The following is a 23152-nucleotide window of genomic DNA, read 5'->3' on the forward strand; positions in this document are numbered from 1 at the left end:
AGGCGGGTAGAGGCTTCAGCCCTCGCTGATGCTCGACGGAAGGGGCAGTCCCAGGCGTTCCAGCTCCGCGCGCAATTCCGGAGGCAGGGGGCTGCTCACACGGAGCTGCCGCTGCGTCTGCGGGTGGGGCAGGGACAGCGACCGGGCGTGCAGGAAGAAGCGGCCCAGCCCCGGCGCCTCGCGTCCGCCGTACAGCGTGTCACCGACGATGGGCGCACCCACGCCGGCCAGGTGCGCGCGCACCTGGTGCAGCACGCCGGTGAGAATCTGCACCTCCACGAGGCTGTGCTCGCCCGTGCGCGCCAGCACCTTGAAGCGCGACACCGCCTCGCGCGCGTCCTCGGCGCCGTGGGGCGCGGGCTCCACGCGGTCCGGATGGCGCGGGTGGTGGCGCAGCGGCACGTCGATGTCGCCCTCGTCCGCCAGCGGCCCCGTCACCAGCGCCACGTAGCGCTTGTCCACCGAGCGCCCACCGAAGGCCTCGCGCACCGCCGTCCACGCCTCACGCGTGCGTGCCGCCACCAGCACTCCGGACGTCTCCACGTCCAGCCGGTGGCACAGCCCGCCCTCGCGCGGGTCCACGGAGGCCTGCGCGCACTCGGGGTAGCGCGCCACGAGCGCGTTCGCCACCGTGCCCGTCTCACCGGACTGCAGCGGGTGCGAGGGCCGGCCGGCGGGCTTGTCCACGAACACCAGCGCCGAGTCCTCGTGCAGCACCACCAGCGGGAAGTCGGTGTCGGGCACCGCCTCGCGCGTCTCGTCCTCGACCTCCACCGCAATCTGCTGGCCGGCCGTCAGCGTGAGGCCCTTCTTCGCGGTGCGGCCATTCACCTTCACCGCGCCGGCCTCGAAGAGGCGCTTGAGGCGCGCGCGAGACAGGCCCAGGGCTTCGCCAATGAAGAGGTCCACCCGCTGGCCCGCCTTGCCGGCGTCCACGGTGAGGGTGTGCAGCTTGGGGGGATTCACTCGGAAAGGGCCTCGTAGACTTCCTCGGCCGTCTGGAACCGGTCGTCCGGCTCCTTGCGGATGAGGCGGTGGGCCACGCGCGCGAGCTGCGGGTCCCCGTAAAGGTTCAGCGCCAGCACCGGTGGCGGCTCCGTCTCCAGCACCTGACGCCAGAGCTCGTGCGGCGTCTTCGCGTCGAAGGGGGGCCGCCCGCTCATCAGCTCATAGAGGATGACCCCGAGGCTGTACAGGTCCGAGCGCCCATCCAGCGGCTCACCCAGAATCTGCTCCGGCGCCATGTAGCGGTACGTGCCCACCATCTTGCCGGCCTCGGTGATGGCCACGTCGTCCGCGAGGAACTTGGCGAGCCCGAAGTCCATCAGCCGCACCTGCCGGTCCTCGTCCACCATGATGTTGGACGGCTTGAGGTCCCGGTGCACCAGGCCGTGGCCGTGGATGTACGCGAGCGCCTCGCAGACCTGGAGCATCGCGTCCTTGAGACGTCCCATGCGCTCGGGGCGGTTGAGCTCCTCCACGCGCATCACCCGGTTGCGGTCCTCGGGCACCGGACGGCGGGGCGCGGGGGGCGGCGGGGCGAGGCCCTCGTACGAGTCGTCCGAGTCGTACGCGGACGACGCCAGGCCGCCCGTCATTCCGCCGCCCGCGAAGCTGGCGAGGTCCTCGCTGGGGGCCTCGTCGGCGAAGGCCTCGAGGCCGAAGACGGCCTCGCCGCTCTCCTGCGAGCCGGAGACGCTGTCGTCGCTGCCGGGGCCGAAGTCGTCGTCCGCCGTGCGCTTGATGGACAGCGGGCTGCGCGGCGTGAGGCCGGCGGGGTTGGAGAGCAGGTCCTCGCCGCTCATGTCGAGGTAGTGGCGCAGCGTGAGCCCCTCGATGAGCTCCATGGCGAGGTACGGCCAGCCCTGGTGGACGCCGGACTCGAAGACCTTGACCACGTTCGGATGGGACAGGTCCGCGAGCGTGTCGAACTCGCGGGCGAGCCTGCGCGCGGCACGAGCGTCCAACGCGGGGCCGGCTGAGAGCAGCTTCAGCGCGACCTCGTCGTTGGTGCGGCGGTCCAGGGCCCGGTACACGGTTCCGGCCCCGCCACTGCCGAGCGTCTCAAGAACGCGGTAGGGACCGATGACCTTCGGGGGCATGGGTGCGGAGATCCTACGGAGCGCGTCGGGTCAGGGTCAAACGCGATGTACGCTCGTTTGCCTGGAGTTGGGCAGAGCGGGCCGGGCGGGGTTTCACTTTTCCATCAAACCTGGGAGAACCCGACTCCAACATGCAAATCGGGAAGTACCAGCTCGTTCGTAAGCTCGCCTCGGGGGGCATGGCGGAGGTCTTCCTGGCGAAGGCCGCCGGGCCCATGGGCTTCGAGAAGACGCTCGTGCTCAAGCGCATCCTCCCGCATCTGGCGGAGGACCCGGCATTTGTTGAGATGTTCCTCGGCGAGGCCAAGCTGGCCGCGCAGCTGGAGCATCCGAACGTCGTGCAGATCTTCGACTTCGGTGAAGCCGAGGGCAGCTACTTCCTGGCGATGGAGCTCATCGACGGGCCCACGCTGCGCAAGCTGGTGAAGCGCGCACAGGAGGTGCCGCTGCAGCCCGCGCTGTGCGCGAAGCTGGTGGCATACGCCGCGGAGGGGCTGGCGTACGCGCACGACTTCAGGGACTCGGCGACCGGCGAGCTGCTGGGGCTGATTCACCGCGACGTGAGCCCGGACAACATCCTGGTGTCGAGGCAGGGCGCGGTGAAGGTGGTGGACTTCGGCATCGCGAAGGTGGCGGGGCAGAGCCATCGCACGCAGACGGGCGTGGTGAAGGGGAAGGTGGCGTACATGCCACCGGAGCAGCTCCAGACGAAGCCGTTGGACAAGCGCGTGGATGTCTACGCGCTCGGGGTGGTGCTGTACGAGTTGCTCACGGGCAAGCGGCCGTTCGACGCGACGACGGACGTGAGCGTGATGCAGGCGATTCTGTTCGAGACCTTCATTCCCGCCACGCAGCGGCGGCCGGATTTGCCGGTGGCGCTGCAGCAGGTGTTGGACAAGGCGCTCGCGAAGGACCGCGACAAGCGCTACCCGGACTGCCGCGCGCTTCAGTCGGATTTGGAGCGGTTCGTGATGTCCACCGGTGAGTCGGTGGGCGCGTACCAGATTTCGCAGTTCATCGCGCAGTGGATGGCGGCAACGGGCGCGGCCGCCGTGGGCATGACGCCGCCGGTGGCCGGGCCGCGTGTGCAGACGGGGCCGAAGCCGGTGACGGGACCGAGGTCCATCTCCATGGCGGCGCCGCCAGAGCCGCCGGTGGATTCCACGTCGCCCACGACGCCGATGCCGATTTCGATGCGCTCCATGATGGGCGAGATGGAGGGGCCCACAGAAGAGGAGCTCCCGGCGCTCCGCCCCGCGGAGCGGGCCACCGTTCAGGAGCGGGCGATTCAGGGCAGCGGACAGGCGTCGTCTCGGCCGCGAACGGAAGCGCGTGCTGCGCCCGGTCTGGCGGTAGCGGGAGGCCGTGCGGGCGGGACGTGGAAGCCGCCCGCGGCCGTGGCGATGGGGGCCGTGACGGACGCTTCGCCTTCCGTGGGGCAGTCGAGTTCCGACGGGAAGGTGGACGCCGAGGACTCGCTGGATACGCGGAGCGCGGAGTACACCGCGCCGCAGCCGGTGCCGAAGCGCTCACGCACGCTCGTCGCGGTGGCGGCGGGTGGTGTGCTGCTCGCGGTGGGCGGCGCGGTGGTGCTGTTCGGCTCGGACCCGGAGCACGCGGTGCCGGTGGATGTGAAGCCGCTGCCGGAGCAGCCGAAGCCTTTCGAGCCGCGGGCGGACCGTGTCACTCCGGCTCCGCCTTCAGCGCCCGTGGCCGGGCCCTCGAAGAGCAGTGGCGCCACGGTGGTGAATTCGGCTGCTGGAGCGGGACCTGCTCCGAGAACGGATGTAGCGCAAGGCAGCGAGGAGCAGGAGCCGGTTGAAGGGAAGCCGGTCCAGGACAGTGCTCCAGCGGCTACAAACGGGACCGCACCGGGAGCGGCTCAAGCCGCGGTGACGCCTCCCACCACGGTGACTCCCGTCAGTGCTTCTGGTGCCTCGGCCGCGCCGAAGACAGTCGCGGAGAAACCGACCTGGCAGGGGCCTCGGCCGACGCCTCCGGCCCGGTCCACCACGGTCAAGGTCCCGATAGACATCCGCATTCGCCCCTACGCCGTCGTGTACATCGACGGGAAGTTGGTCGGTTCGATGCCGTTCGACAAGGCCGTCACGGTTTCCGTGGGCAAGCACAGGCTGAGGCTCGTGAACCCCGAGGACAAGCTGGAGAAGACAGTGACCATCGAGGTCACGGCGAGCGGTCCCAACGTGTTCAAGCTCAAGTGGGACGGGGAATAGGGCGGTACGGAGTTGCTATCGCTGAGGGCTGTGCTGTGGCGGCCCCGCATACTGCACGGGGCCGCGTGCGCAGTGGGGCCGCATCCAAGGGCAGGGCCTGGAGCCAATCGAGGTGAAGGCGGACCCGCCGAACGTGTTCAAGCTCAACCTGGAAGCGGAGTAGGGCGTTACTGCGGCCAGTGGATGATGTTGCCCTTGTTGCCGGCCACCCAGAGGTCCACGGGACTGGTGCCCGCGATGTCGTGGAGCTGGACGCTCCCGAGATCGCCAATTCGCGCCCAGCTCGTGCCATTGAATCGGTAGATGTTGCCTTGGAGCGAGGTGGCGTAGGCCGAGTTCATGCCGAAGGCAACCACGGACGTCAGGTCGTCGTTGTTGGGGAAGTTCAGCCTGCTCCAGTCCGTGCCGTTCCACCGCAGGGCGACGCCATCATCACCAACGACGAACATCAGTTGCTCGTTTACCAGCCAGATTCCATTGAGGCGCCACGACAGCCCTGGGACCTTCGACTCCACTCCCATCGAGTCCCACTGCTTCGAGTCATTGTTGAACCAGAAGACACGCGGTCCCACGAAGGTGCCCGAGTTACTACCGCCGACCGCGAAGACCCGGTCCGGGGACACTGCGTGGACATCATAGAGGGGGAGCACGGTATTGGTGGGGGCGTTGAAGGTCACCGAGGCGCTGGCGCCGTCCCATCGGAATGCAGAGCCTAGAGTTGCAGCGCCGTTCTGGTCGCTTGCTCCGTAGAACTCGAGCACGTTGTTGTTCCGCACGCCCGTGATGCCTTGGACGGGGTAATCAATATCCGCGACCTGGGTGCAGCCAGGAGTGGCGGTCGGATCCTGGAACGCCAACCGGCCACTTGCGGAGCCGAGATAGGCACGACCATTGTTGTTGGGGTCGGCCCAGACGGAATACCAGGCGGTCGTCGAATCGCCGCACCCATTCGTCGTCACGGTGAATGCCGTTTCTGTCGGCTTCATGAACGCGCGGCGATTGTTGTCGCCGACGAACCACACGCCTCCTGGCGTCCAGGTGGAGACCGAATGCCAGATCTGGCCTCCCCGCCGACGCCTGCTTGAGCGACCCATTTCGGTCCACCTCCCGGGCACACGGCCGCATCGTCGGATGGGGACTTGCAGTCGTTGTCGAGCCCATCGCAAACCTCGCTCGCGCCGGGGTGGATGAAGCGGTTGCCATCATCGCAGTCGCCGCCCTGGCTCACGAAAGTGGGGGGCTGCACGCAGGACTCCCTCTCCCCTGAGTTCGGGCCATAACCGTCACCGTCCGCATCCGGGTACCACTTCGTCGCGGCCTGCGTCGCGATGCACGTCAACCCGCTTCCGGCAGTGCACTGCTGGGTGCCGGCACATTGGGTCGCTGAAATGGTGCACGCGTCACCACGCCCCGCGATGCCCTCGTCGGTCTGGCCGTTGCAGTTGTCCCGGGTGTCGCAGAGCTCCATGGCCCCGGGGTGCACGCTGGCGCCCGTGGCGGGGGTGTCATCGCAGTCGTCGGGCGTGGTGGTGACGATATATCCGGGGTCTACGGTGCCGCAGAAGGTCTTCGCGGTCGCGCTCTTGTCCGCGTACCCATCGTTGTCCGCGTCCGGATACGCCTGGAAGACGGTGGGCGTTTGGCAGAAGTGCTTGCCATCGCTGCCACAGGCATTTGTGCCGCTGCAGCCGGAGGCGGTGCACGCCGCTCCCAGCTGGAACGCTTCTCTATCCGACTTGCCGTCGCAGTTGTCGTCCACGTCGTTACACAATTCTGCCGCGTCCGGATGGATGTTGGCCCCGGCGGTCGGGTTGTCATTGCAGTCGGTGCCGCCCGAGTTTGGAGCGACGTAGCCGTCCCCATCCGCGTCCGTTGCCTTCAGCGACAGAGACGCAGTGGCCGACTGGCCTCGTGTCAGCTCGACGTCCCGCGAGGCGGTCGCGACCTGTTGTACGTCGCAGAAGCGCTCGTAGGCCCGCGCTTCCACCTGCACTGTGCTGCCCCAGTTGCCCGGAGGGAGCACCGCGACCACGAGCGAGCCGTCGCCGGGCGTGACCGTGTCCTTGACCTCCTGGGTGATTTCCGTCCCGCTGGCCACGTCGCGCGCGATGACGCGCATGCAGCCGGGCTTGAAGCCTTCGTAGGTCACCGTGACCTTCACGGCGCTACAGCCCAAGCGGTTACCGAGGACTGCATCGACTGGTCCACCCGCAACACCTGTAGGAGTGAGAGAGTCTGAGCCGTCGCACAGAAGTTCGTTGAGGCTCGGCACGGTGCACGAAGTACCGAGCAGCAACACAACCAGCGCCGCGCGAATTACGGAGACACCTCCGCCTGCGCGGTCTCGTTGCCGGTGAAGTACGTGATGACAGCGCCCGCCGCCGCGGTGACAGCGACGCCGAAGAGGATGTTGGCCGCGAGAGCCTGTCCCCGGGCGTCATCCAGATGTGCTTCCTTCTCGCTGAGAGGGGCGACCTTGCGTGCGTCGTCGATGTTGCCCTGGGACCGGAGCCCGAAATACGTCCCCGCTCCGCCAGCCACCACGCCCGCTCCGAGCAGCGCCAGCGAGAGCGGCCGGATTCGGCGCGAGCTCTTCTCGTCCAGGGCCGGCTCATCCAATCCTCCCACGGGCGCGGTGGGCGTCGGTTTCGCGATGAGTTCCGGAATCTGCTCGGGTGGCCGCGTCGGACGGTCTGTGGGCGTGGGCGGCTGCACGGGCTTCGCGCGCTCCAGCACGGCGAGCTCGTTCTTCACCTCCGAGCGCACCATCTCGAAGTCCCGCGCCACCTTGGGGGACACCTTCACCGGAAGCTGGGCATTCGGGTTCAGCAAGAGCGCCTCGCGGAACGCCGCGAGCGAGCGGGCCCGCTGCCCGACGTCCGCCATCACGATGCCCTCGTACAGGGCCCGCTGGATCCGCTCGGCGTCGGTCTTCACCAGGGCAATGGCCTGGGTCAGCGCGTCGAGAGCCTGCTCATACTCCAATTCCTCGTAGAGCCGCGCTGCCTCCTTCAATCGCGCCTGGAATCCATTCTCCTGCCCGGTGCTGGCCTTCGTCGTGGCGGGTGCCGCCCCCTGCGCGAAGGTCAGCCCCGGCAGCGCCAGGACCAGACACAAGGCCAGACAACGGACAGACTTCCCCCCGAAAGGAATGCTTTCCATGGAAGCCAACCCTAGCACGCCAGCTTCGCCGGCTCATCGCGGAGCTTTCTTCTTCGCGTCACCGGATTGCTGAAGTGAACGGTCATGCATCGCCAGAATCCCTCTCGCCAAATCGACGAGCCGGTTCCGCAATGCCTCCGGCGCGAGCACCTCGAAGCCGCCGCCCACCTCGCAGAGTTGACCCACGGCGATGCTCTCGCGCTCGAAGTCCACGGTGACCGTCCTCAATCCCTTTCGAGACTTAGGCGCCGAGTCGAAGCGCGCGTGCTCGGTGCGCGGACGAATCTGCCGCAGCTTCTCCGCAGCCTCCTCCGTGAGCCGCAGTGACACCTCGAAGGTCGCCCGCTTCTCCGCGAAGCGTTGGCACCACTCCTTCCAGAACGAGGGCAAATCGAAGCGCTGCGGCCGTTCGAACGTCTCCGCCAGCATTCGCGCGCCGTCCACCCGTGAGCCCCGGTAGACGCGCGGCTCGCCTTCCTTTCCCGCGACGAGGTACCAGCGGTCCGCCTTGATGACGAGCGCGTACGGGTCCACCGTCCGCTTGCTCTGCTTCCCGTCGAAGTCCCGATACACCAGTGACACCCGCCGGTCCTGCCACACCGCGTCCCGCAGCACCGCCAGATGCGGCACGGGCTCGCGCTCCGCGAACCACGAGGACGCGTCCACATGGAGCCGCTGACGCGCGTACTCCAACGCAGGCTGTTGAATCGCTGGCAGCGCCGCCGCGAGCTTCACCAGCCCCGTGCGCAGCGGCGCCGACAATCCCAAATCCTCCAACGCTCCCGGCGCGCCCACGGTGGCCAGCGCATGCAATTCCGCCCGGGTGAGCCCGGTGAGCTGCGTGCGCCAGCCCTCCAGCAGGGACACGCCGCCCTCCGCGCCGCGCGTCGCGTACACCGGCACGCCCGCGCTGGAGAGCGCCTCCACGTCCCGGTGAATCGTCCGCTCGGACACCTGGAGCTCACGCGCCAGCTCTCCCGCCGTCATCTTCGGGCGCATCTGCAACAGCAAGGTCAGCCTGACGAGTCGGTCTGCTCGCATCGGCCGCGCACTGTACGCGGGGAATCATGACAGCGGATGTCAGGATTCCCTCCCTAGGGTGCGTTGCGAACGACCGGCGAAGCCATCCACCCTCCGGTCCACCAAGGAGAGCCCAGCCATGAAGCCACTCGAAGGACGCATCGCACTCGTCGCAGGCGCCACGCGCGGGGCGGGACGCGGCATCGCCACCATGCTCGGTGAGGCCGGAGCCACCGTGTACTGCACGGGCCGCAGCGTCCGCGGACGGCCCGCTTCCGGCTCCAACCGCCCGGAGACCATCGAGGAGACAGCGGAGTTGGTCGATGCACGGGGAGGGAAGGGCATCGCGGTGCGCGTGGACCACTCCGTGGAGGAGGAGGTCATCGCCCTCTGCGAGCGCATCCGCCGCGAGCAGGGCCGACTCGACGTCCTCGTGAATGACATCTGGGGCGGCGAGCAGCTCACCGAGTTCGGCCCGCCGTTCTGGAAGCAGGACGTCGCGAAGGGCCAGCAGATGTTCGAGCGCGCCATCTTCACGCACGTGCTGACGAGCCGTCACGCCGTCCCGCTCATGGTGGAGCGCAACCAGGGGCTCATCGTCGAAATCACCGACGGCAACATGTTCGGCTACCGCGGCAGCCTCTGGTACGACCTCGTGAAGATGTCCGTCATCCGGCTGGCCTTCTCCATGTCGAGAGACCTCCGGCGCACGAAGGTGACGGCGCTGGCCCTGACGCCCGGCTTCCTGCGCTCGGAAGAGATGCTGGAGCTCTTCGGCGTCACCGAGGCCAACTGGCGCGACGGCGCGAAGAAGGAGCCCGACTTCATCTGCTCGGAGTCTCCCTTCTTCGTGGGCCGTGCCGTCGCGGCGCTCGCGGCCGATCCCAACGTGGGCTCCAAGGCCGGCCGCGTCTTCGCCTCCTGGGACCTCGCGCGTGAGTACGGCTTCACCGACGTGGACGGCTCCCAGCCGCACTGGGCCGAGCACTTCTCGCGCACCTATGGCACGCCGTACCCCGCCGCCAACGAGGCCGCCTACGCCTCGTGGCTCGACAGCCCCATCGAGCGCGTCCGGCCCAACTGGCCCGAATACTGAGCGTGCGAGCAGGGGAGCGGACCAGGTCATGCCTACTCCGCCCCACATGTCCTGGCGCTCTGGCCATTCAGCCCCGACGGGCGACCGGCCAGGGCGGTCGGGTGACGGTTGGGCTACGCGCCCGTGGACGGCGCAGCGCAGCGTCGATAGGGTGCGCGGCTCAATGGATCGCCCTTCGGTTTCCGCCCTCGAGCTACAGGTGAAGGCCCGTCCCGTGCCTCGCCACGTGGGCATCATCATGGATGGCAACGGGCGTTGGGCGGAGTCCCGGGGGCTTCCCCGGCTGGAGGGCCACCGCGAGGGCAGCGTCAGCGTGCGTGAAGTCACCCGCACCGCGCGCCGCCTGGGCATCCAGGCCCTCACGCTGTACGCCTTCTCCTCGCAGAACTGGGCCCGTCCCGCCGAGGAGGTCGCTGGCCTCATGGAGCTGCTGCGCGACTACCTCGAGCGCGAGCGCCCCGAAATCCTCGACAACGGCATCCGCCTCAACGCCATTGGCGACGTGGACCGGCTGCCCCGCTACGTGCGCGAGCCGCTCGAGAAGCTGATCGCCGACTCGAAGCACAACACCGGCATGGTGCTGTCGCTGGCGCTGTCCTACGGCGGGCGCGAGGAAATCCTCCAGGCCGCCCGGCGCATGGCGGACGCGATTGCAAAGGGCGAACTGCCCGCGACGGGGCCGGTGGAGGAGAAGGACTTCGAGCAGTTCCTGTGGACGAACGGGCTGCCCCCGCTGGACCTGGTGGTGCGCACCAGCGGCGAGCTGCGCGTGTCCAACTTCCTCCTCTGGCAGGTGGCGTACGCGGAGCTGTGCTTCACGGACGCCCTGTGGCCGGACTTCCGCACCGAGGAGTTCCTCCGCTGCGTGGCGCAGTTCCAGCAGCGTGAGCGGCGCTTCGGGCTCACCTCCGCCCAGGTGAAGCGGGACGACCCTCCGCAACGGGCCAAGGCGTGAACGACAAGAACCGAAACCTCGTCATCCGCGTCGTATCGGCAGTGACGCTGCTGCCGCTGGTGCTGCTGTTGCTGTTCCTCGGGGGCGTCTGGAGCGCCGGGTTGCTCGCCGTCGCCGCCGCCGCGTGCGTGGGCGAGTACTACCTCATCGTCCAGAAGCGGCTCACGGTGGCCGCCTGGGTGGGCATGCTCGCCGCCGCGGTGCTGCCCTTCCTGCCGCTGAAGGACGCCGCCCGCACGGGTGAGACGGCCTTCTGGCTCACCATCGTCTACGCGTTCTTCGCGTGGATCTACCACCTCTTCAAGGGCCCCCTCGCCGAGGCCCCCACCCGCACCGCGCACCTCGTCAACGGCTTCCTGTACGGTGCGGTGGGCCTCACCGCCCTGTCCGCCCTGCGGCTGCTGCCCGGGGACGGCCTGGCGTGGGTCATCTGTGCGCTGGTCATCACCTGGGCCAACGACACCGCCGCGTACTTCTTCGGCCGCTTCCTGGGGAAGCACAAGCTCTACCCCGAGGTGAGCCCCAACAAGACGTGGGAGGGCTTCTTCGGCGGCATGCTCGGCTCGGTGGGCGGCATGTTCATCGCCAAGGCGGGCTTCTTCCCCGTCTTCACCGTGTGGGACTGCGTGCTCCTGGGCGTGGCGGGCGGAATCCTCGGGCCCATCGGCGACCTGTGCGAGTCCATGCTCAAGCGCGCGTACGGCGTGAAGGACTCGGGGTTCCTCATCCCCGGCCACGGCGGCGTGCTGGACCGCATCGACGCGCTGCTGTTCAACGCCCCGCTGGTGTTCGTCTATGTGCAATTCGTGCGCGGTCTCCTGCCGTAACCGCGCGTGAATCCGCCTGCCCGCCTGCTCGGCGGGCCCTGATGTGCGTTGTCCCTCCGGGCGCCCACGATTACTGTTGCGCCCATGCTCCAGAATGCCGGGTTCTTCATCCTGTTGCTGGGCGTGCTCGTGACGGTGCACGAGCTCGGCCACTTCCTCGTGGCCAAGGCCTGCGGGGTGAAGGTTCTCAAGTTCTCCATCGGCTTCGGGCCGAAGCTGATTGGCTTCACCAAGGGTGAGACGGAGTACCAGATTGCGCTGCTGCCCCTGGGCGGCTTCGTGAAGATGGCGGGAGACCTGCCCCACGAGGAGCTCAGCCCGGAGGAGGCCAGCCGGGGCTTCCTGGCGCAGCCGCCCTGGAAGCGCGGCCTCATCGTCCTGGCGGGGCCGGTCTTCAACCTCATCTTCCCGGTCCTCATCTACTTCTTCGTCTACCTCGGGCCACATCAGGCCACGTCCACCCTGGTGGGCAGCGTCATCCCCGGCCAGCCCGCCGCTTCCGCTGGCGTCCGCCCGGGAGACCGCGTGCGCGCGGTGGACGGCATCGAGGTGGAGACCTTCGGCGACATGCAGGAGGCCTTCATCGGCCGCTTCGAGCGGCCCATCCCCGTGGTGGTGGAGCGCGACGGGCAGCGCGTCACCCTGCAGGTGACGCCCCGGCGCAACGAGGAGAAGTCCCCCATCGAGACGGTGGAGCGGGGGCAGATTGGCATCATGGCGGCCTCGCGGCCGGCCCTCGTCGGCGTGCCGAAGGGCTCCGTCGCGGAGCAGGCGGGCCTGCGCACCTTCGACCGAATCCTCACCGTCAACGGCACGGCCGTGGCGGACGAGGCCCGGCTCCAGCAGGTCGTGGACAAGGTGCCGGAAGGCACGTCGCTGGAGCTCGCCGTGCGGCGGCTGGACGCGGTGGAGGCGGGCGCGGTGACGGGACGGGTGCCCCGGGTGCTGAAGCTCACCGTGCCCCGGCAGTCGGGAGAGGGCCTGGCGGCGCTGGGCGCGGAGCCCGCGGACCTGTACCTGGCCGTCGTCGCCTCGGGCAGCGCGGCGGAGAAGGCCGGGCTGAAGCCGGGAGACCGCGTCGTCTCCATGAACGGCAAGCCGCTCCAGTCCTTCCAGGAGCTCGTGCAGAACCTCGGTGAGGTGAAGGAGCAGCCCTTCACGCTGGTGTGGCGTGGCGCGGACGGTGAGCGCACGGAGAAGCTGGCCCAGGCCCCGCTGCCGATGACGGACGGGATGGGCACCAAGAGCGCGCCGCTGGCGCTGGGCGTGCGCGGGTGGTTGCTGACGGCGACGGATGTGCCGCCGCAGGACGAGGTCACCGTCCACCTGGGCCCGGGCGCGGCCTTCAAGGAAGCGGCGCTCATCGTCCCGAAAATCGTCTTCCAGATGGTGAAGGTGATTGGCGGGCTCGTCACGCGTGACGTGCCGCTGAGCACGGTGGGCGGACCCATCATGATGTACCAGATGGCGTCCAAGAGCGCCGAGCAGGGCATGGACAGCTTCCTCAACCTGATGGCCATCATCTCCATCAACCTGGGGGTGATGAACCTGCTGCCCATTCCCGTGCTGGACGGCTTCCACCTGCTGTCCGCCGCCTGGGAGGGCGTGCGCCGCCGCCCCATTCCGGTGCGCGTGCGCGAGGTGGCCAACATGGTCGGCCTGGCGCTGCTCATCATGCTGATGCTGCTGGCCGTCACCAACGACGTCATGCGCTAGAGGTGCCATGCGAGGAAGCTTCGTTGCCGTCATGCTGGGCTTGAGCGTGCTCGCGGCCTGCGCGCCGCGCGCCGCGAAGCCCCAGCCGCCGGAGACGTCCACGCGCGAGCAGCCGGCCTCCTCCGGCTCGCCGCGCGTGACGAAGCGGGAGCAGATGCCGCGCACGTACCTGGGCGAGGGGCTGGCGTCCTTCTACGGCCCCGGGCTGCACGGCAGGCCCACCGCGAGCGGGGAGCGCTTCAACCAGAACGCCCTCACCGCCGCGCACCGCAAGGAGCGCTTCGGCTCGTGCCTGCGCGTCGTCAACATGGAGAACGGCAAGCAGGTGGAGGTGCGGGTGAATGACCGCGGGCCCTTCGTGGAGGGCCGCATCATCGACCTCTCGCAGGCGGCCGCGAAGAAGCTGGGCATGCTGGACAAGGGCGTGGCGCGGGTGCGGCTGTACCGGTGCGAGACACCCGTCTCGGAGATTCCCCGGGCATCGTGGGCCGCGCCGGTGTAGGGAGCGGCGCCATGTTCCTCTCGCTGGACACCTCCACGCTGACGCTGTCGCTCGCCCTGGTGGAGCGCGAGCCCTCCGGGGCCGTGCGCGCGCTGGAGCACGTGGTGGTACCGCCGCCGCAGAAGCAGAGCGAGGTGCTGCCCGGCGTGGTGGGTGAGCTGCTCGCGCGGCACGGCGTGAAGCTGGCGGAGTTGGAAGGGCTGGCGGTGGGGCTGGGGCCGGGCTCCTTCACGGGGCTGCGCATCGGCCTGGCCACGGTGAAGTCGCTGGCGTACGCGACGGGCCTGAAGGTGGCCGGGGCGTCGTCGCTGGCGGCGGTGGCGCTGGAGGGGCCGGAGGGCGTGCCGCTGTACTGCCTCGCGGTGGCGCGCAAGGATGACTTGTACCTGGGCGCGTACCGGCGCACCGGTGCCACGGTGGAGGCGCTGGAGCCGGAGACGGCCATGTCGCCGAAGGAGGTGGCGGAGCGGCTCGCCGCCGAGCCTCGCGCGCTGGCGCTGGGCCCCGCGCTGGTGGACTACCGCGCCGCGCTGGAGTCGCACGGCGTCGCGCCCGAGCGGCTGCTGGCGGGGCCGGGCTTCCCGTCCGCGGTGGAGCTGGCGCGGCTGGTGCGCTTCCCGGAGGAGCGCTCGCTGCAGGCGCTCTTCTCGCTGGAGCCGCACTACGTGCGCGCCTCCGAGCCGGAGCGCAACCCGAAGTTCCCCCCGCTGCCGGGCCCCGCGCCCGCGGCGCGGTTGAAGGATGACTGAACGCACGCGCGAGTACTGCCCGCGTGCGCGGTGACGTAAAGGACGCGCCATGAAAAACGACTTCAGTATCGCCGTGGTGGGCGCCACCGGCGTGGTGGGCCGCGAGGTGCTGGCCGCGCTGCACGCGCAGGACGTGCCCGCAGAGCGCGTGCGGGCCTTCGGCTCGGAGCGCTCGAAGGGGCTGGAGGTGGAGTACGGCGAGGACTCGCTGGATGTGGAGCGCGCCACGCCGGACGCCTTCCGGGGTGTGGGCGTGGTGCTGCTGGCCACGCCGGCCGAGGCCTCACGCACGCTGGCCCCGGCCGCGCAGGCGGCGGGCGCGTGGGTGGTGGACGCCAGCTCCGCCTTCCGGAGCGACGGCAACGTCCCCATGGTGCTGCCCGGCTTCAACACGGAGGTGCTGGGCGCGGGCTTCACCTTCAAGGGCCGGGTGGTGTGCCTGCCGGGCGCCGTCACCACCGCCGTGGTGCACCTGGTGGAGCCGCTGCGGCGGGCCTTCGGCGTGACGCGCGCGCAGGTGACGGCGATGATGGGCGTGTCCAGCGCGGGCGTGCGCGGCGTGGCGGAGCTGGAGAAGCAGACGGCGGACCTGCTCTCCGGCCGCGAGCCCGAGCCGCACGTCTTCCCCCACCGGGTGGGCTTCAACCTCGTCCCGCAGGTGGGCGGCTTCATGGTCAACTCGCCGTGGACGGAAGAGGAGGGCGGCTGGACGCTCGAGGGCGCCCGGCTGTTCTCCTCGCGCGGCGACGTGCCCGTCATCGCCGGCACCGCGGTGCAGGTGCCGACGTTCTACGGCCACGGAATCACCCTCAACGTCCAGCTCAAGAAGGCGGGCCCGGTGGAGCAGGTGCGCGCCGCCCTCAAGACGTCACCGGTGCTCAAGGTGCTGGACGTCCCCGGCGAGCGCGTCTACCCCATGCCCATGCTCGTCATGTCGGACCCGGCCGTGCATGTGGGCCGGGTGCGCGCCTTCCCCCAGGCCCCGGAGTGGGTGACGCTCTTCGCCTCGGTGGACAACGCCAGCCGGGGCGCCGCCCTCAACCTGGTGGAGGCCGGCTTCAAGCTGGCCGAGCGCCCCGCCTGACAAATTGGCAGACCGGCCCCGGCCTCCCCCTGCCTGTTTGGCGCGGGGCGGCCGTCCTCCCGGGGGGAATCCGGCGATTAGATGGGGGTTGTGGGTGGCCCCCCGCTTGCTAGCGTGCGCGTACCCATGCGTTTCCTATTCGTTGGTCTCCTGCTCTTCGCATCGACCGCCCTGGGGCAGACCCTCACCCTGACGGTCAACAACATCACTGACACCAGCAAGGCCGTCGGGCTCAACCGCAGCGATTGTGGCGACACGGTGGAGGTCCGGTGGACCCTCAGCGGAGGCGTCGCCTGCGCGTCGATGCAGTTGTGGGTCACTCAGGATGGCTCCTGCAAGGACACGGCGTCGGCCGGTGATTTGGAGCTGCAGGAGGTGTCCATCGGCAGCGTCAACAGCCCGGGCAACCTGTTCCGCGAAATCAAGGTGAACCAGCTGCCCATCTTCACGTCGGGGGACGCAGGCACGGTCACCTGCGACACGGCCCAGGTGGAGAAGACGATGCGCGTGTGCGCGGCCACCAAGGTGCAGAACAGCCTGCTCCAGTGTGAGACCATCATCAAGCCGTCGGCGGCCCCGCTGGTGCGCTTCGACACCCAGCCCCCGCCCAAGCCCACCATCACCGCGGTGTCGCCGCGCGACTCCGCGCTGGGTGTCACGGTGGAGGCCGAGGAGGACTCCACCGTGGTCGTCAGGGCCTTTCTCCAGGACGGAGACGGGGGCGTCGGCACGGAGGTGGCGTCGGACGAGACGACGGCCACCGAGGGGCTCGCGAACCTGGATGGTCTGGAGAACGGGGTGACCTACCTCGTGACGGCCACGGCGACGGACGTCGCGGGCAACTCCACCGAGTCGGACCCGTCGGAGGGTACGCCCGTCAAGAGCAACGGTTTCTTCGAGGCCTATCGGCGCGCGGGCGGCCAGGAGACGGGCGGCTGCGGCGCGGCGGGTGGCGGTCTCGCGGGTGGCGCGGTGGTGGCCGCCCTGGGGTTCTGGCTTTCGAGGAGGAAGCAGTCATGAGGCGGGCAACGGCCCTCGGTTTCGCGGCGGTGCTCGCCGCGCTTCCGGCATGGGGAGAGGATTCGACTTCGTCGTTGGTGCAGGAGGACGTGACGCTGCGCTCGCCGCGCACGGGTGCCGTCATCCTCCGTCTGGGCGGGTACAAGCCGCGCATCGACGAGGAGGAGGCGCTCAACGGCGCCACGCCGTACAAGGACACCTTCGGTGATGCCTCGCTGTTGCTGTTCGAGGCGGAATTGCAGCGCTTCTTCTACCAGGGCTATGGCACGGCGGGGCTCAGCCTGTCCGCCGGCTACGGTGAGAAGTACGCGGCGGCGAGACTGGCCGATGGCGGGGCGGCTGGAGAGCAGACGGCGCTGCGGGTGATTCCGCTGAGCGCCAACGTCTTCTACAAGTTCGACTACGCGGCCTTCGAGTGGGGCGTGCCCCTGGTGCCGTACGGCAAGCTGGGCCTCAACTACATCCCGTGGTGGATTACCAAGGGCAGCAGCCGGGAGGTCGCTGACGGCTTCACGGGCTCCGGCGGCAAGTGGGGCTGGAGCGCCACCGGCGGCATTGCCTTCATGCTCGACGTGCTGGAGCCGCGTTTCGCGCGCGACTTCGACTCGGACCTCGGGGTGAACCACTCGTACCTGTTCGCCGAGTACATCTACGCGGACGTGAACAATTTCGGGAAGCCGGGGCTCGACCTGTCCAGTCGGCGCTGGATGTTCGGACTGGCGCTGGACTACTAAGCGGCTCATGCCGCTTCCACCGCGCCGCTCCACGTCTCTTGTCGCGCTCCTGCTGATGGCGGTCGCCGTGGGCTCCACGGCGGCGGGTTGCAGGCGCGCGGTGCGGCCGGACCTGGGGCAGGACCGCACGGTGGAGGCGGGCGTGCCGGTGGAGCTCGGCTCGCGCGAGAAGGGCGTCCCCGCCGTCACCTGGGAGCTGGGTGACGGCACCGACGCGCAGCAGGCGGCCAACGTGTCCCACGCGTACGCGCGGCCGGGCACGTACACCGTGCGCGCGCTGCACGAGGGCGAGGAGGTGGGCCGCGTGCGCCTCACCGTGGTGCCGCGACCGGTGCTGCGCGCGGTGCCCGCGGGCGCGCAGACGGTGCTGTGGGTGCCCCGGCTGCGCGGCAACGTGGAGCCGCTGGTGGACTTCTACGAGCGGCTCATCGGCCCGGAGAACGCGCGGCGCTCGCTGGAGGAGGCCCCGCTGGTGTCGCTGCTCCTGCGCAGCCTCTACGGCGGCCCCGGCGTGGTGGACCCGGACGAGGGCCTCGGCTTCTTCCTCCTGCCCGGCTTCGACGGTGTGGTGGCGCTCCTGGGCATCCACGAGCCGGCCGAGGCGCTGGACGCGGTGGGGCACGAGCTGGAGGAGGCGGGCCACCGGGTGCTGCGGCAGGAGGACGGCTCGATGCGGGTGGTGCCGCAGGACAACGGCCCGCAGTGGCTGCTGTTCGAGGACCGGGGCTACCTCTACCTCGCGGTGCCGGAGAGCCCGGACGCGGTGGAGGAGGGGGCGCCGGTGCAGGCGCAGGCCGTGGCGTCTCCGGACCCCGAAATCGCGCGGCGCGAGGTGAAGGGCCTCACCGGTGCGGGCATGTCCGAGGAGGCGCTCCTGGGCGAGCTGCGCGGCAAGGTGGCCGAGGGCAGCGTGTACCTGTACTCGGGCGCGAGGCCGGAGCCGCGCGAGGAGCCGGGCCCGGTGCGCGGCTTCTTCGCGTCGGTGGGCATGCAGTCGGAGGAGCTGGTGCTGGATGGCTTCCTCGCCTCGTCGCGGCCGCTGCTCCAGGGCGCGAGCGCGCCGGCGTCGGCGCTGCTGGAGCAGGCGGCGCTGGGGCCCGTGGCGGCGGCGCAGCTGTCCGTGCCGCCCGAGGAGCTGGCGAAGCTGGCCTTCGGCGCGCCGGGCTCTCCGCGCCGCGAGCGCACGCTGGAGCGCTGGCGTCAGCAGGGGCTGGACGCGGAGGCGCTGCTGAAGGCGCTGCGCGGCGACGTGGCGATGCTGGTGTACTTCGACGCGGCGGCCTTCTTCCGCAACTTCATCCGCAACAAGCGGCCGGAGCCGAAGGGCACCGTGGTGGTGGACGCGGGCCTCACCTCGGCGGAGGCGGTGCGCAAGCTCATCGACAAGCAGCTGCAGGACACGTCGCTGCGCTTCACCACGCAGCCGCTGCCGGACGGCGTGCTGTACCGCACGCAGGTGCGGGAGCAGCCGGTGGAGCTGCGAATCACCGCGCAGCGCGCGACGCTGCTGGCGGGCGAGGTGTTGGAGGGGCGCCCGCGCGGGGACGTGGGCGCGGCGCTGCGCGAGCGCTTCGGCGGCGCGGCGTTCGGCGCGGGGCACGTGTCGGTGATGCTGGATTTGGGGCAGCTCCGCGCGGACCTCCAGGCGCCGGAGGAGGTGCCGGGCGTGCCGTCGGGGCAGCTCGACGCGGCGCAGGCCTTCACCGGGGCGCTGCTGGACCAGCTCACGCCGCTGGACTCGGCCTTCCTGGACTTCTCGCTGGCGGAGGGCGGGGCCCGGCTCAAGGGGCGCGTGTCCCTGCGTGGCACGCGGGAGGTCTCGCGTTGAGCGGGGCCGTCACCGTCCTCTACTTCGCCGCGGCCCGCGAGCGCGCGGGTGGGGCGCGTGAGGCCGTGGAGATTCCCGAGGGCGCGCTCGTGCGGGACGTGCTGAGGCTCGTCACCGAGCGGCACCCGTCGCTGGCGCCGCTGCTGCCGCACCTGCGCGTGGCGGTGGACCAGGAGTTCGTCGGGCCGGAGGCGCCGGTGCGCGTGGGCGCGGAGGTGGCGCTGATTCCGCCGGTGGCGGGTGGCTCGCCGGGGCTGTTCCGCGTGGTGGACCGGCCGCTGCGGCTGGACGAGGTGGTGGACGCGGTGGGGGGCGAGGCCTACGGCGGGCTGGTGACGTTCAGCGGCTCCGTGCGCAACCAGACGAAGGGCCGGCGCGTGCTGCGGCTGGAGTACGAGGCCTACGCACCCATGGCGGAGAAGAAGCTGGCGGAGATTGGCGCGGAGGTGGCGGCGCAGTGGCCCGGGACGCGGCTGGCCATCGTCCACCGCGTGGGCACGCTGGTGCCGGGGGAGTTGGCGGTGGTGATTGCCGCGGCGGCGCCTCACCGGAAGGAAGCCTTCCGCGGCTGTGAGCACGCGATTGAACGGCTCAAGCAGGACGTGCCCATCTGGAAGAAGGAGTTCTTCGAGGACGGCGAGGTCTGGGTGGGCCTGGGGCCCTGACTCAGCGCACGCGGAAGTAGCCGGGCAAGTGGACTTCGGTGCCACCGTCGGACTGCTGGGCGCGCTCGTCGTCGGTGAGGGGGCGCATCGGCGTGTCCAGGCCCAGGGCCTTGCGGCGCGCGGCCTCCTGCTCGGCGGCGGCCTTGAGGGCGCGCGCGTTGGACTCGGCCTTGCGTTCCGGGGTGGGGCCCGCGATGAGGAAGCCCACCGGCAGGCTGAGGAAGAGGGCGCTGACCACCAGCAGCCAGCCGAAGTCCTTCGCCTGGAGGCGGCCGACGCGCTCCTTCACCACGGAGCCCTGCACCACGAGGTGGAGGTCGCCCTCGGAGAGGCGGAGCGTCATGCCATCGGACAGGTCCACGGAGGTGCGGCCGTCGCGGCGGTGCAGTGACGTCTCGGGGACGGTGCCGAAGGTGTCACCGCGCACGCGGCGCTCGGCGCGCACGGCGGGGGGCAGGTGGATGCGCCAGCCGTGCTCGGTGTGCTCGGCGAGGAGGAAGGGCTCCTCGGGCAGCGTGAAGCCGTAGAGGGGGAGGGGGGCCTTCTCGTCCGGGGCGGCGTGAACCTGCGCCTGCTCGGGGCCGTAGCTCCACGCCTCGGACAGGTTGGTGCCCCAGTACAGCTCGCAGTACAGCCCTCCGCTCGGCCTGGTGTTCATCGCGCGCTGAAGCATAGGTCGTTCACCCGTTCCCGGCCCCTCGAAGTGGACCGGGACGTCCCACAGACGACGCCCGCCGCCTGCCAGGTCCCTGGACAGCCGGGGCGGGGGAGAGGTTCCACGGACGCGCGGTCAAGGAGGCGTGCCGGCGGCGGTGGCAGGGGGCGTGGGCTGCCTGCCCTGCGCGGGCGCGGGGCTGGTGGGGGCGGAGGTCGCCGCTGGGGACTGGGGCGCCTCCACACGGGCGCTTCCGCTCGGTGAGGCGGGAGGCGTTGAGCCCGGCGTCGTGGCCTGCGTGGTTCCGGTCGTGCCTGTCGGAACTGGCGCCGGGGCGGCCTGCGTTCCCGGTGCTGCTCCGGCAGGCGGCGTCGCTCCGCCCGAGGCCGCGCCGTTGCCTGTCGCGACGGTCGGCGGAGAAGGCGCGGGGACTTGTCCCGCATCGGACGTCATCGCGGTCGCGGCCACCGTGCCGGCCGTGCCTGCATCGGACGTCATCGCGGTCGCGGCGGCCGTGCCCGCATCCGCCGCCGTGGCCGGAGCCGGAAGCCCGGCGGCCACCGCCGTGCCTTGCGCCGGAGTCGACGCATCCGGAGCGACCGCGCTGCCCGCAGCCGCTCCTGCATCCGAGGGTGGTGTCACCGGTCGTGCCGCCGATGCACCACTGGCCGTCGCCGGAGCCGGGCCCGTTGGCGCCGTCGCGGGTGTCGAGCCCGCTGGCATCGTCGGTGGCGTTGTCGCGGGTGACGCGGTGCTCGCCACCGGTGCCGGAGGCTGTGCCGGCTCCGGGAGCGCCCGCCGAATCTCCGCGCCCGCCATCGCCACAATCACCGCGGCGATGCCGAGGAAGCCCACCGTCTGCGCCACGGTCTCCACGCGCGCGGGCAGCTTCCTTCCGCTCGCCGCCTCCACCAGCAGCAGCACCACGCGGCCGCCATCCAGTCCCGGCACCGGAAGCATCGTCAGCAGCGCCAGCGCCACCGACGCCGCCACCAGCGCTCGCAGCATCGAATCCCAACCCGACGCCGCGGCGTCCGAGGACTCCTGCCGCATCAGCGCCCCGGGCCCCGAGGCGTCGGAGTGCCCCGGCCCCTTCACCAGCCGCACCAGCATCGACAGTCCCTCGCTGGCCACGTTGCCGATGTGCGTGAACGAGTGCCTCAGCGCCTCGCCGGCCTCGTGCGTCCGGTACACGTACTGCTGGCTCACGCCGATGCGGCCCGCGCCGCGCTCGTCCGGACGCGGGCGCACCTGCACCGTGCGCAGCTCGCCGTGCCGGTCCACCGCCAATTCCAGCGGACGCCCCGGCGACTCGGCCACCTTCTCCACGAACTCCGACCAGCTCTTCAGCGGCTGTCCCGCCACGCTGACGATGCGGTCTCCCGGCAACAACTGCGCCCGCGCCGCCTCCGAGCCGGGCTGCACCGTGCCCACCGTCAGCGGCACCACCACGTGCGTGCCCGCCGTGTACAGCGCGAAGAGGACGCCCAGCGCCAGCAGCGCGTTGGCCAGCGGCCCCGCCAGGACGATGAGCACGCGCCGCAGCGGGCCCAGCGCGCGGAAGCTGGCCGGCTCTTCCGAGTCCGCGCGGTGCGGGTTCATCCCCTGCACGTGCGCGGTGGCCCCCAGCGGCACCGCGGCGAACACGTACTGCGTGCCCCACAGCCGGAACGACAGCAGCGGCGGGCCGAAGCCGAACACGAAGCGCGGCACCTTCACGCCGAGCAGCCGCGCGGCGACGAGGTGCCCCAACTCATGCAGGGCCAGCAGGGCCCCGAGGGCCAGGAGGACGAGCGCGTAATGCATCCGCCGTTCGCCGCGCCCCTACAGCTTCCGCCGCTGCCCGGTCCGCTTGTACGTCCGGTAGTCGGAGAGGATGGTGCCGTGGTCGAAGCAGAGGTCCTTCGGCAGCGCGTCGAGCGCGAACGCCTTCGCCTCCTCCGCGTCGTCCGCGCCCTTCGGCTCGCCCTCGGCCGTGGCGAGGTAGACGGTGGAAATCGTGTGCTGGCGCGGGTCTCTCTTCGGGTCCGAGTACGTGAAGAGCTGCTCCACCAGCTTCACCGTCAACCCCGTCTCCTCCCGGGCCTCGCGCGCGGCGGCCGTGTGCAGCGCCTCGCCCTCGTCCACGAAGCCGCCCGGCAACGCCCAGCCGACGGGCGGATTCTTCCGGCGGATGAGGACGATGCGTTCACCGGACAGCTCGATGATGCAGTCCACGGTGGGCTTGGGGTTGCGGTATTCGGCCATGGCGGCAAGTCTAACCGCGCCCGTCACGGCGCACTGCACCCAATGCGCCCCGTGGGCTATGGTGCGCGCCGTGTCCACCCCGAGACGCTTCCAGCTCCTCGTCCCCGCACTCCTCGTGGTCGGCATGGCCGGCTGCCTGCCCTACGCCCAGGAGGAGGGCGACTACGTCCTCACTCCCGTCGAGGTCTACCGCGACGAGTGCGGGCTGTACGCCTCCGACCCGGACGCATTCCGGGGGGCCCTCCAGATTACCGGCCGCGTCGTCACCATGGACTTCGCCCTGCTGGACAGCCGCCTCACCGGCTACTTCCTCGAGAACGGCGACGACTTCTCCATCGACGGCAGCATCGTGAACGCCGCCACGGAGGTGAATGGCGAGGAGTGCCTGCTGGACCAGGTCAACCTCCACCTGGAGGGCACGACGCAGTGCGAGACGCAGTTCAACGGCGTGCTGCGTGTGCGCTACGAGGCCCCGCGCCCGGACTCGTGCGTCTGCGAGCTGTGGATGAGGTACGAAGCCGTCAAGGATTCGAAGCGCTGCGACTAGTTCGCTTGA

22 protein-coding genes are annotated in these 23152 nt (G+C 70.4%); 13 read left to right on the forward strand and 9 right to left on the reverse strand.

Annotated elements, in window-relative coordinates; genetic code table 11:
- Window positions 1-15: 15 nt before the first annotated feature.
- Together ACVTJA_RS16620 and ACVTJA_RS16625 are read right to left on the reverse strand one after the other, a co-directional pair.
- Entirely contained in the window at window positions 16-966 is a 951-nt protein-coding gene (locus ACVTJA_RS16620) for an RluA family pseudouridine synthase (protein WP_465837352.1), read from the reverse strand.
- A complete protein-coding gene (locus ACVTJA_RS16625; protein ID WP_465837353.1) occupies window positions 963-2102 on the reverse strand; it encodes a serine/threonine-protein kinase in 1140 nt (379 codons plus the stop codon). The genes ACVTJA_RS16620 and ACVTJA_RS16625 overlap by 4 nt, the downstream gene beginning before the upstream one ends.
- A gap of 131 nt (window positions 2103-2233) precedes the next feature.
- Between ACVTJA_RS16625 and ACVTJA_RS16630 the strand changes: the two genes are divergently transcribed.
- On the forward strand, window positions 2234-4336 hold the full coding sequence (locus ACVTJA_RS16630) for a protein kinase domain-containing protein (protein ID WP_465837354.1): 2103 nt from the start codon (window positions 2234-2236) through the stop codon (window positions 4334-4336).
- Between the two features lie 167 nt (window positions 4337-4503).
- Here the strand turns inward: ACVTJA_RS16630 and ACVTJA_RS16635 are convergent, their stop codons facing one another.
- From ACVTJA_RS16635 to ACVTJA_RS16650, 4 genes are all read right to left on the reverse strand, one after another.
- Window positions 4504-5358: a beta propeller repeat protein gene (locus tag ACVTJA_RS16635; protein WP_465837355.1), complete on the reverse strand. Its 855-nt coding sequence runs from the start codon at window positions 5356-5358 to the stop codon at window positions 4504-4506.
- Window positions 5319-6497, reverse strand: a complete 1179-nt coding sequence (locus tag ACVTJA_RS16640; RefSeq protein ID WP_465837356.1) for a putative metal-binding motif-containing protein — start codon at window positions 6495-6497, stop codon at window positions 5319-5321. Before ACVTJA_RS16640 ends, ACVTJA_RS16635 begins: the two co-directional genes overlap by 40 nt.
- A gap of 155 nt (window positions 6498-6652) precedes the next feature.
- A complete protein-coding gene (locus tag ACVTJA_RS16645; protein ID WP_465837357.1) occupies window positions 6653-7453 on the reverse strand; it encodes a tetratricopeptide repeat protein in 801 nt (266 codons plus the stop codon).
- Window positions 7454-7531: 78 nt separating this feature from the next.
- Window positions 7532-8509 (reverse strand): helix-turn-helix transcriptional regulator, encoded by a 978-nt coding sequence (locus ACVTJA_RS16650; RefSeq protein ID WP_465837358.1) that lies wholly within the window; start codon window positions 8507-8509, stop codon window positions 7532-7534.
- Window positions 8510-8657: 148 nt separating this feature from the next.
- Between ACVTJA_RS16650 and ACVTJA_RS16655 the strand changes: the two genes are divergently transcribed.
- The 11 genes from ACVTJA_RS16655 to moaD all read left to right on the forward strand — a co-directional run bounded on the left by ACVTJA_RS16655 (window position 8658) and on the right by moaD (window position 19694).
- Window positions 8658-9614 carry an SDR family oxidoreductase gene (locus tag ACVTJA_RS16655; protein ID WP_465837359.1) on the forward strand — a complete coding sequence of 319 codons (957 nt, stop codon included), beginning with the start codon at window positions 8658-8660 and terminating at the stop codon, window positions 9612-9614.
- Between the two features lie 163 nt (window positions 9615-9777).
- Complete coding sequence (locus ACVTJA_RS16660) at window positions 9778-10569, forward strand: isoprenyl transferase (RefSeq protein ID WP_465837360.1); 792 nt, start codon at window positions 9778-9780, stop codon at window positions 10567-10569.
- Window positions 10566-11396, forward strand: coding sequence for a phosphatidate cytidylyltransferase (locus ACVTJA_RS16665; RefSeq protein ID WP_465837361.1), 831 nt, complete (start codon window positions 10566-10568; stop codon window positions 11394-11396). Before ACVTJA_RS16660 ends, ACVTJA_RS16665 begins: the two co-directional genes overlap by 4 nt.
- A gap of 84 nt (window positions 11397-11480) precedes the next feature.
- Window positions 11481-13112, forward strand: coding sequence for an RIP metalloprotease RseP (rseP, locus tag ACVTJA_RS16670; protein ID WP_465837362.1), 1632 nt, complete (start codon window positions 11481-11483; stop codon window positions 13110-13112).
- 7 nt (window positions 13113-13119) lie between these two features.
- Entirely contained in the window at window positions 13120-13614 is a 495-nt protein-coding gene (locus tag ACVTJA_RS16675) for a septal ring lytic transglycosylase RlpA family protein (RefSeq protein ID WP_465837363.1), read from the forward strand.
- Between the two features lie 11 nt (window positions 13615-13625).
- Window positions 13626-14363, forward strand: coding sequence for a tRNA (adenosine(37)-N6)-threonylcarbamoyltransferase complex dimerization subunit type 1 TsaB (gene tsaB, locus ACVTJA_RS16680; protein WP_465837364.1), 738 nt, complete (start codon window positions 13626-13628; stop codon window positions 14361-14363).
- A gap of 49 nt (window positions 14364-14412) precedes the next feature.
- Window positions 14413-15447, forward strand: coding sequence for an aspartate-semialdehyde dehydrogenase (locus ACVTJA_RS16685; protein ID WP_465837365.1), 1035 nt, complete (start codon window positions 14413-14415; stop codon window positions 15445-15447).
- A 126-nt stretch (window positions 15448-15573) separates the two neighbouring features.
- Window positions 15574-16467 (forward strand): MXAN_2561 family MXYO-CTERM-anchored protein, encoded by an 894-nt coding sequence (locus ACVTJA_RS16690; protein ID WP_465837366.1) that lies wholly within the window; start codon window positions 15574-15576, stop codon window positions 16465-16467.
- Window positions 16464-17201, forward strand: a complete 738-nt coding sequence (locus tag ACVTJA_RS16695) for an MXAN_2562 family outer membrane beta-barrel protein (protein ID WP_465837367.1) — start codon at window positions 16464-16466, stop codon at window positions 17199-17201. Before ACVTJA_RS16690 ends, ACVTJA_RS16695 begins: the two co-directional genes overlap by 4 nt.
- Before the next feature lie 7 nt (window positions 17202-17208).
- Window positions 17209-19029, forward strand: a complete 1821-nt coding sequence (locus ACVTJA_RS16700) for a PKD domain-containing protein (protein ID WP_465837368.1) — start codon at window positions 17209-17211, stop codon at window positions 19027-19029.
- Entirely contained in the window at window positions 19026-19694 is a 669-nt protein-coding gene (gene moaD, locus ACVTJA_RS16705) for a molybdopterin converting factor subunit 1 (RefSeq protein WP_465837369.1), read from the forward strand. The genes ACVTJA_RS16700 and moaD overlap by 4 nt, the downstream gene beginning before the upstream one ends.
- A 1-nt stretch (window position 19695) precedes the next feature.
- Here moaD and ACVTJA_RS16710 read toward each other — a convergent pair whose 3' ends face one another.
- The 3 genes from ACVTJA_RS16710 to ACVTJA_RS16720 all read right to left on the reverse strand — a co-directional run bounded on the left by ACVTJA_RS16710 (window position 19696) and on the right by ACVTJA_RS16720 (window position 22596).
- On the reverse strand, window positions 19696-20352 hold the full coding sequence (locus ACVTJA_RS16710; RefSeq protein ID WP_465837370.1) for a hypothetical protein: 657 nt from the start codon (window positions 20350-20352) through the stop codon (window positions 19696-19698).
- Window positions 20353-20484: 132 nt separating this feature from the next.
- A complete protein-coding gene (locus ACVTJA_RS16715; protein WP_465837371.1) occupies window positions 20485-22155 on the reverse strand; it encodes a M50 family metallopeptidase in 1671 nt (556 codons plus the stop codon).
- Between the two features lie 18 nt (window positions 22156-22173).
- On the reverse strand, window positions 22174-22596 hold the full coding sequence (locus ACVTJA_RS16720; protein ID WP_465837372.1) for an NUDIX domain-containing protein: 423 nt from the start codon (window positions 22594-22596) through the stop codon (window positions 22174-22176).
- Window positions 22597-22666: 70 nt separating this feature from the next.
- On the opposite strand from ACVTJA_RS16720, the gene ACVTJA_RS16725 reads away from it, so the two are divergent.
- Window positions 22667-23143 carry a hypothetical protein gene (locus ACVTJA_RS16725; RefSeq protein ID WP_465837373.1) on the forward strand — a complete coding sequence of 159 codons (477 nt, stop codon included), beginning with the start codon at window positions 22667-22669 and terminating at the stop codon, window positions 23141-23143.
- Window positions 23144-23152: the final 9 nt, after the last annotated feature.

The organism is Pyxidicoccus sp. M6 (assembly GCF_055568925.1).

Bases quoted from the DNA above. Each gene is read 5' to 3' on its own strand.
- rseP (WP_465837362.1), top strand. From the start codon at position 11,481: ATGCTCCAGAATGCCGGGTTCTTCATCCTGTTGCTGGGCGTGCTCGTG.
- ACVTJA_RS16695 (WP_465837367.1), top strand. From the start codon at position 16,464: ATGAGGCGGGCAACGGCCCTCGGTTTCGCGGCGGTGCTCGCCGCGCTT.
- ACVTJA_RS16660 (WP_465837360.1), top strand. From the start codon at position 9,778: ATGGATCGCCCTTCGGTTTCCGCCCTCGAGCTACAGGTGAAGGCCCGT.
- ACVTJA_RS16630 (WP_465837354.1), top strand. From the start codon at position 2,234: ATGCAAATCGGGAAGTACCAGCTCGTTCGTAAGCTCGCCTCGGGGGGC.
- ACVTJA_RS16715 (WP_465837371.1), bottom strand. From the start codon at position 22,155: ATGCATTACGCGCTCGTCCTCCTGGCCCTCGGGGCCCTGCTGGCCCTG.
- ACVTJA_RS16655 (WP_465837359.1), top strand. From the start codon at position 8,658: ATGAAGCCACTCGAAGGACGCATCGCACTCGTCGCAGGCGCCACGCGC.
- ACVTJA_RS16720 (WP_465837372.1), bottom strand. From the start codon at position 22,596: ATGGCCGAATACCGCAACCCCAAGCCCACCGTGGACTGCATCATCGAG.
- ACVTJA_RS16690 (WP_465837366.1), top strand. From the start codon at position 15,574: ATGCGTTTCCTATTCGTTGGTCTCCTGCTCTTCGCATCGACCGCCCTG.
- ACVTJA_RS16675 (WP_465837363.1), top strand. From the start codon at position 13,120: ATGCGAGGAAGCTTCGTTGCCGTCATGCTGGGCTTGAGCGTGCTCGCG.
- ACVTJA_RS16710 (WP_465837370.1), bottom strand. From the start codon at position 20,352: ATGAACACCAGGCCGAGCGGAGGGCTGTACTGCGAGCTGTACTGGGGC.
- ACVTJA_RS16685 (WP_465837365.1), top strand. From the start codon at position 14,413: ATGAAAAACGACTTCAGTATCGCCGTGGTGGGCGCCACCGGCGTGGTG.
- ACVTJA_RS16625 (WP_465837353.1), bottom strand. From the start codon at position 2,102: ATGCCCCCGAAGGTCATCGGTCCCTACCGCGTTCTTGAGACGCTCGGC.
- ACVTJA_RS16700 (WP_465837368.1), top strand. From the start codon at position 17,209: ATGCCGCTTCCACCGCGCCGCTCCACGTCTCTTGTCGCGCTCCTGCTG.
- tsaB (WP_465837364.1), top strand. From the start codon at position 13,626: ATGTTCCTCTCGCTGGACACCTCCACGCTGACGCTGTCGCTCGCCCTG.